Here is a 5,118-nt window from a genome sequence, read left to right on the forward strand (position 1 = left end):
TTTGTGGCCGGTTGTTTCCGAGGTGACAATTAAATCAAAATATTGATCCAAACCGGATGATTTCATTTTCTTCGCCTGAGATTCATTAAAACCATTTGTAATCACATGCAGCGGATATTTGGCTTTCAGATAAGTCAGAATTTCTTTCGAATGTGGAAATAAGTGAGGCTTTGAAGAAGTTCTATGCATAAAATCCTCCTCGAATGGTAAAGGAACAGAATCCTCTGAAGCTCCAGCATGTGCAAAAATCCTCCTAAATCTTTCAATCCGGAGATTATGCTTATCTATTTTTCCCACATTGTATAGATCCCATAATTGGAAATTAACATGGTGAAAAGATTTAAAGAATGTATCAAAAGTGGGTATACCTAATTCCTGAAGAGTATAAATTTCATAAAGTTCTGAAAGTGACTCATTGACATTTCGATCGTAGTCCCAAAGGGTATGGTCAAGGTCGAAAAAGATATGTTTGTAATTTTTCAAAGTATTAACGTCGGTATTGATTATTCTGAATTTTATTAATTGCTAGTTCACGATTGGATTTCAAGATTTCGAAAGTTTCTTGATCTCTGATTAAGCTTGGATCTTTTTGTATAAACTTATATACAGCCTGAAAGATTTCAAGATATTCTTCTAGGATGTAATAAAACATCCATTGGTCTACTCTCCTGCTTCCAAGCAATCCAGCATTCTTTAAGTAAATCAAATGTCGACTTGTTTTTGTTTGGGTAAAATCCAGAATATGCTCTAAATCAGAAATTGACAATTCTTTATTTAGCATCAATAAATGAATAATTCTAACTCTAGAGTCTTCAGAAAGTGCCTTAAATATTCGGAGTCCGTAATTTAAACTTATATTTTTGAGTCTCATTTAGTAAGTTTTAACTCAGTTTATGCTGGTAAAATAAAAAATCAACCGAAATTAGGGTATAATCGCATTCGATTTGCCAACCTTTCGTGTTTTAATAAGTTAATTTATTTGTGAATAATTCAATTATACTTCGATCTTCAATTATTTTCCTGCTGGGATTCTTTTTTTCAGTGCAGTTTGTTTCTGCCCAAGATAAACAGGAAAGAAAGGTTGTTCAGCTGTCAGGTATAATTCTAAACGCCGACAGTACAGATGCAGTGTCAGGGGTAAATGTTTACGTTCCAAAAAAAGGAAGAGGAACGAGTAGTGGTAGATTCGGGTACTTTTCAATGCCTGTTCTAGAAGGTGATAGTGTGGTCTTCAGTTTTATTGGATTAAAGAGACAAACTTTTAAAGTTCCTGATAATGTCGAGAATGATAGAATAAGTTTGATTTTAACCATGGAAGTGGATGAAATTGCTTTGGCAGAAATCGAGGTTATGCCCTATCCCACTGAGGAAGAATTCAAACAGGCTGTCATTGCCATGAATGTAGTGGATCCTATGTCGATCAGTCGTGCAAATATGAGCCCTGAAATGCTTCTGAGATGGGCAGAAAGTATGCCTGCGTCAGGAGGAGAAAACTTCAGATATTTTCAGCAAGGCCAAACCCTCCAAAATCAGGATCTCTACGGTCCTAGACCTTTACGTCTGCTAGATCCATTTGCCTGGGGTCAATTCATCAGATCAATAAAGCGAGGTGATTTGAAGAGTAAGTAAAGACCTCCCGCGAAGTCGCAAAGAAGCAATTTTTTTTAATTGATTTAGACTTATCAATTTGATAACTTTTGCTAAAAATTTAGTAGCACTTTTTTATGAATGAAAATGAAATCTCAAAAATAATTGTTGACACTGCTTTTAAAATCTACAAGGGTCTTGGGCCAGGATTATTAGAATCAGTTTACCAAGGAATTTTTGAATATGAACTTAAAAACAAAGGACTAGACATTGAATCAGAAGTTATTATTCCTGTTCAGTGGTCTTGTTTAAAATTTGATCACGGCTTCCGAGCTGATATAATTGTTGAAAATAAAGTGATAATAGAACTTAAATCAGTGGAAAAACTTTTACCCGTTCACCCTAAACAACTGAGAACATACCTTATACTTTCAGGATTAAAACTTGGTCTTTTGATCAATTTCAATGAAGATAAATTCACAAATGGAATCAAAAGAGTCGTTAATGGCCTTTAATTTATTTAGCTAAATAATTGCGCCTTTGCTATTTTGCGGGAGCATTTAATCTGATGCTAATTAATTAATCTCTGGCAGCACCCAATTTTCCAAGACACTTGGTATACGCATCATTTGCTCAATAGCGCTTACGCTTCTGGGCGCATCGCCTGATAAATTGACAGGCCCAGAAGAAGTCACTAAAATATCATCTTCTATTCTTACAGCGATCCCCCACCACTTTTTGTCGCACTCAGAACCTTCAGGAATATAAATTCCGGGCTCCACGGTAATAATAGCACCTTCTTTTAAGGGGCCTCTTGATCCTCTATCATGAACATCTAATCCCACGTGATGACTAGTGCCATGTGGAAAATAATTGTGAGTTTGACCTTCTTTGATGATCCCAAGATCAACTAATCCTTCATTGATAATCCTTCTCGTTTCCTCCCCAATGGTTGCTAAATCAGTCCCCACAGTACTCAAAGCAATCCCAGCATCCTGAGATTTTAACACCAATTCATAAATAGCTTTTTCCTCTTCATTGAACTTACCATTCACTGGGATAGTACGCGTTACATCAGCAGTATAACCTTTCCATTCTGCTCCAAGATCCATCAAAAGAAGTCTATCGCTGATACTCTCCAAATCATTTTCTATGTAATGAAGAATACAGCCATTATTTCCGGCGCCTACTATTGATGGATATCCAACATCTTCCGCACCATATCTTTTATAAATGAATTCATGAATTCCTTGAATCTCTCTTTCTGACATTCCCTGCTTTGCTGCTTTCATTACCTCTATTTGGCCGATGGCAGAAATCTTAGCCGCAGTCCTCATCAGCTCTTGTTCTTCAATAGTTTTAACTCCCCGGAGAGTCTCCATAATTTCAGTCAAAAGAAACAGATCAACTTTTTGTTGAGGTAATTTTTCTTTCACTGCCATTCTTTTTTCCGGAGAATCGGCATTTAAAAAATCTTTTAGTAAAGGATCATCCTCAACCTCAGGATATCTTTGTTTGGCCCTACCTATGATTTGGGCGACATTTGCAGAATTCTGAATATCCGTAGCTCTAATCATCTCATACATCTGGAGATTGATCTGTGAAACTTCCTTTGGATAGCCTGAGGATTCTTTGAATACACTAATCATCTCTATCAAACCTTCATTAGCGCTACTGCCCTCTATATCTTCAGATAAATCAAAACTTAAAATCTTGTCAAAAGGACTAAAATCCAATTTTTGAGTATCTGTAAACTCTTCATAGAGGAATACATCTTCAAAACCCAGCATTTCTTTAACTCCTTCAATTCCTAGTCTTTTCCCGTTCCACATTTCAGCTCTAGGGTCTCTTGGCTGAACAAAGATCAATTCATCAGTGGATTTTCCATTTATTGCTCGCTTTTCACTAAAGATCACCAATACGGCATTTGGTTCTCTCAATCCTGTCAAATAATAAAAATCCGTATTTGGATGATAGACATAGTCCACATCGTTGGATCTATTTTTTACGGGATTATTAAAAATAACAGCTACTGAATTTGAAGTCATCAAATTCCTCAAATCCTTTCTTCTTTCTTTATGCCAATCACTACTTAGTGCATTTTCAAAAAAAGATTGAGCCATTGAATTAATTGCCACTATCAAAAGAAAAAATAAAATGAAGGACCTTTTCATAAAATCATCTTGTTTAAGAAGCCTAATCTCATATGTTTTTCCCATTTAAAAAAGTCTTATTTAACAGATTAAAGCATATCCTTATCTTTGGATTCAAAATTATATGTCATGAAAAAAATCGGGATCATACTTTTACTCATTGTTTTGATAATTGGGCCAATTCTAGCTCAAAACAGAACTGAAAAACCTAAACTGATTGTCGGTATTGTAGTAGATCAGATGCGACAAGAATACTTATATAGGTTTGCGGACCGATATAAAGAGGGGGGATTTAAAAGATTAATGAAGGATGGTTTTATGATGAAAAATGGTCATTACAATTATATCCCAACTTATACTGGACCAGGCCATGCATCTGTTTATACTGGGACTACCCCAGCTACCCATGGCATTATTAGCAATAGTTGGTATGTAAGAAGTCTCGATGGATCTCTTTACTGTGCTGAAGATTCTACTGTCACAGCGGTAGGAGGAACAGAAGGAAATGGGAAAATTAGTCCAAGAAATTTATTAACGACTACAATCACCGATGAGCTTAGATATTCATCTAATAAAAGATCAAAAGTTGTAGGTATTGCAATAAAAGATAGAGGAGCAAGCCTTCCAGCTGGACATTTAGGAGATGCCTATTGGTTCGATAGTAACAACGGGGATTTTATGACTTCAACTTATTATTATGAGACATTACCATCATGGGTTCAGAATTTCAATGAAAAAAAGATTGCCGAAAAATATCTGAATCAAACATGGAATACGCTTTACCCTTTAGAAACTTATAGAAACAGTATATCGGACAACAATGAATTTGAATCTCCATTTTCAGGAAAAGATACTCCAACTTTCCCTTATGATTTACCTGCTTTAAAAGAGACAAATGGGGGATTAGGCCTTATTGCCTCCACTCCTTATGGGAATACTTTAACGCTTGATTTTGCAATAGCTGCAATCGAAGGAGAAAATCTAGGTAATCGAGGAGAGACAGATTTTCTTGCACTTAGTTTTTCTTCACCTGATTATATCGGGCATAGATTTGGACCTGCTTCCAAAGAGGTTGAAGACAATTATTTAAGATTGGATTTGGAGTTTGAAAGGCTTCTCAACTACCTGGATGAAAATATAGGTGAAGGTGAGTATTTAGTTTTTCTCTCCGCAGATCATGGTGTTGCAGAAATAGCTACTCACATGATAAGCGAAAGAATCCCTGCGGGAAATCTAAATAATAGTTATATCAATGCACAATTGAAAGGTTATACTCAGCAAGTCTTCGGAGAGGGAGATTGGATAAAAAGCTTATCTAATGAACAGGTTTTCCTAAATCATGAACTTGTTAGAGAAAAAGGATTAAACTTTAGAGATA

The 5,118-nt window shown here is 35.7% G+C and carries 6 protein-coding genes; 3 read left to right on the forward strand and 3 right to left on the reverse strand.

The annotated features are described in order from the left end of the window. The coding region (locus Q0L68_RS16115) for an HAD hydrolase-like protein (protein WP_296705166.1) at window positions 1-483 on the reverse strand (483 nt) is incomplete at its 3' end. Between the two features lie 4 nt (window positions 484-487). Then, window positions 488-871 (reverse strand): metalloregulator ArsR/SmtB family transcription factor, encoded by a 384-nt coding sequence (locus tag Q0L68_RS16120; protein WP_296705168.1) that lies wholly within the window; start codon window positions 869-871, stop codon window positions 488-490. A gap of 170 nt (window positions 872-1,041) precedes the next feature. Here Q0L68_RS16120 and Q0L68_RS16125 point away from each other — a divergent pair, with 170 nt between their 5' ends. Beyond that, window positions 1,042-1,629 (forward strand): carboxypeptidase-like regulatory domain-containing protein, encoded by a 588-nt coding sequence (locus tag Q0L68_RS16125; protein WP_296705176.1) that lies wholly within the window; start codon window positions 1,042-1,044, stop codon window positions 1,627-1,629. A 95-nt stretch (window positions 1,630-1,724) separates the two neighbouring features. Continuing rightward, window positions 1,725-2,102, forward strand: a complete 378-nt coding sequence (locus Q0L68_RS16130; protein WP_296705170.1) for a GxxExxY protein — start codon at window positions 1,725-1,727, stop codon at window positions 2,100-2,102. 60 nt (window positions 2,103-2,162) lie between these two features. Here the strand turns inward: Q0L68_RS16130 and Q0L68_RS16135 are convergent, their stop codons facing one another. Continuing rightward, on the reverse strand, window positions 2,163-3,710 hold the full coding sequence (locus Q0L68_RS16135; protein WP_296705172.1) for an aminopeptidase P family protein: 1,548 nt from the start codon (window positions 3,708-3,710) through the stop codon (window positions 2,163-2,165). A gap of 159 nt (window positions 3,711-3,869) precedes the next feature. On the opposite strand from Q0L68_RS16135, the gene Q0L68_RS16140 reads away from it, so the two are divergent. Next, window positions 3,870-5,118: alkaline phosphatase family protein (locus tag Q0L68_RS16140; protein ID WP_296705174.1), on the forward strand; the 1,249-nt coding region annotated here is incomplete at its 3' end.

It is taken from the genome of Algoriphagus sp. (assembly GCF_024642405.1).
Classification (GTDB): domain Bacteria; phylum Bacteroidota; class Bacteroidia; order Cytophagales; family Cyclobacteriaceae; genus Algoriphagus.

Coding starts and splice junctions, on each gene's coding strand:
- Q0L68_RS16120 (WP_296705168.1), bottom strand. CDS start 871: ATGAGACTCAAAAATATAAGTTTAAATTACGGACTCCGAATATTTAAG.
- Q0L68_RS16135 (WP_296705172.1), bottom strand. CDS start 3,710: ATGGCTCAATCTTTTTTTGAAAATGCACTAAGTAGTGATTGGCATAAA.
- Q0L68_RS16130 (WP_296705170.1), top strand. CDS start 1,725: ATGAATGAAAATGAAATCTCAAAAATAATTGTTGACACTGCTTTTAAA.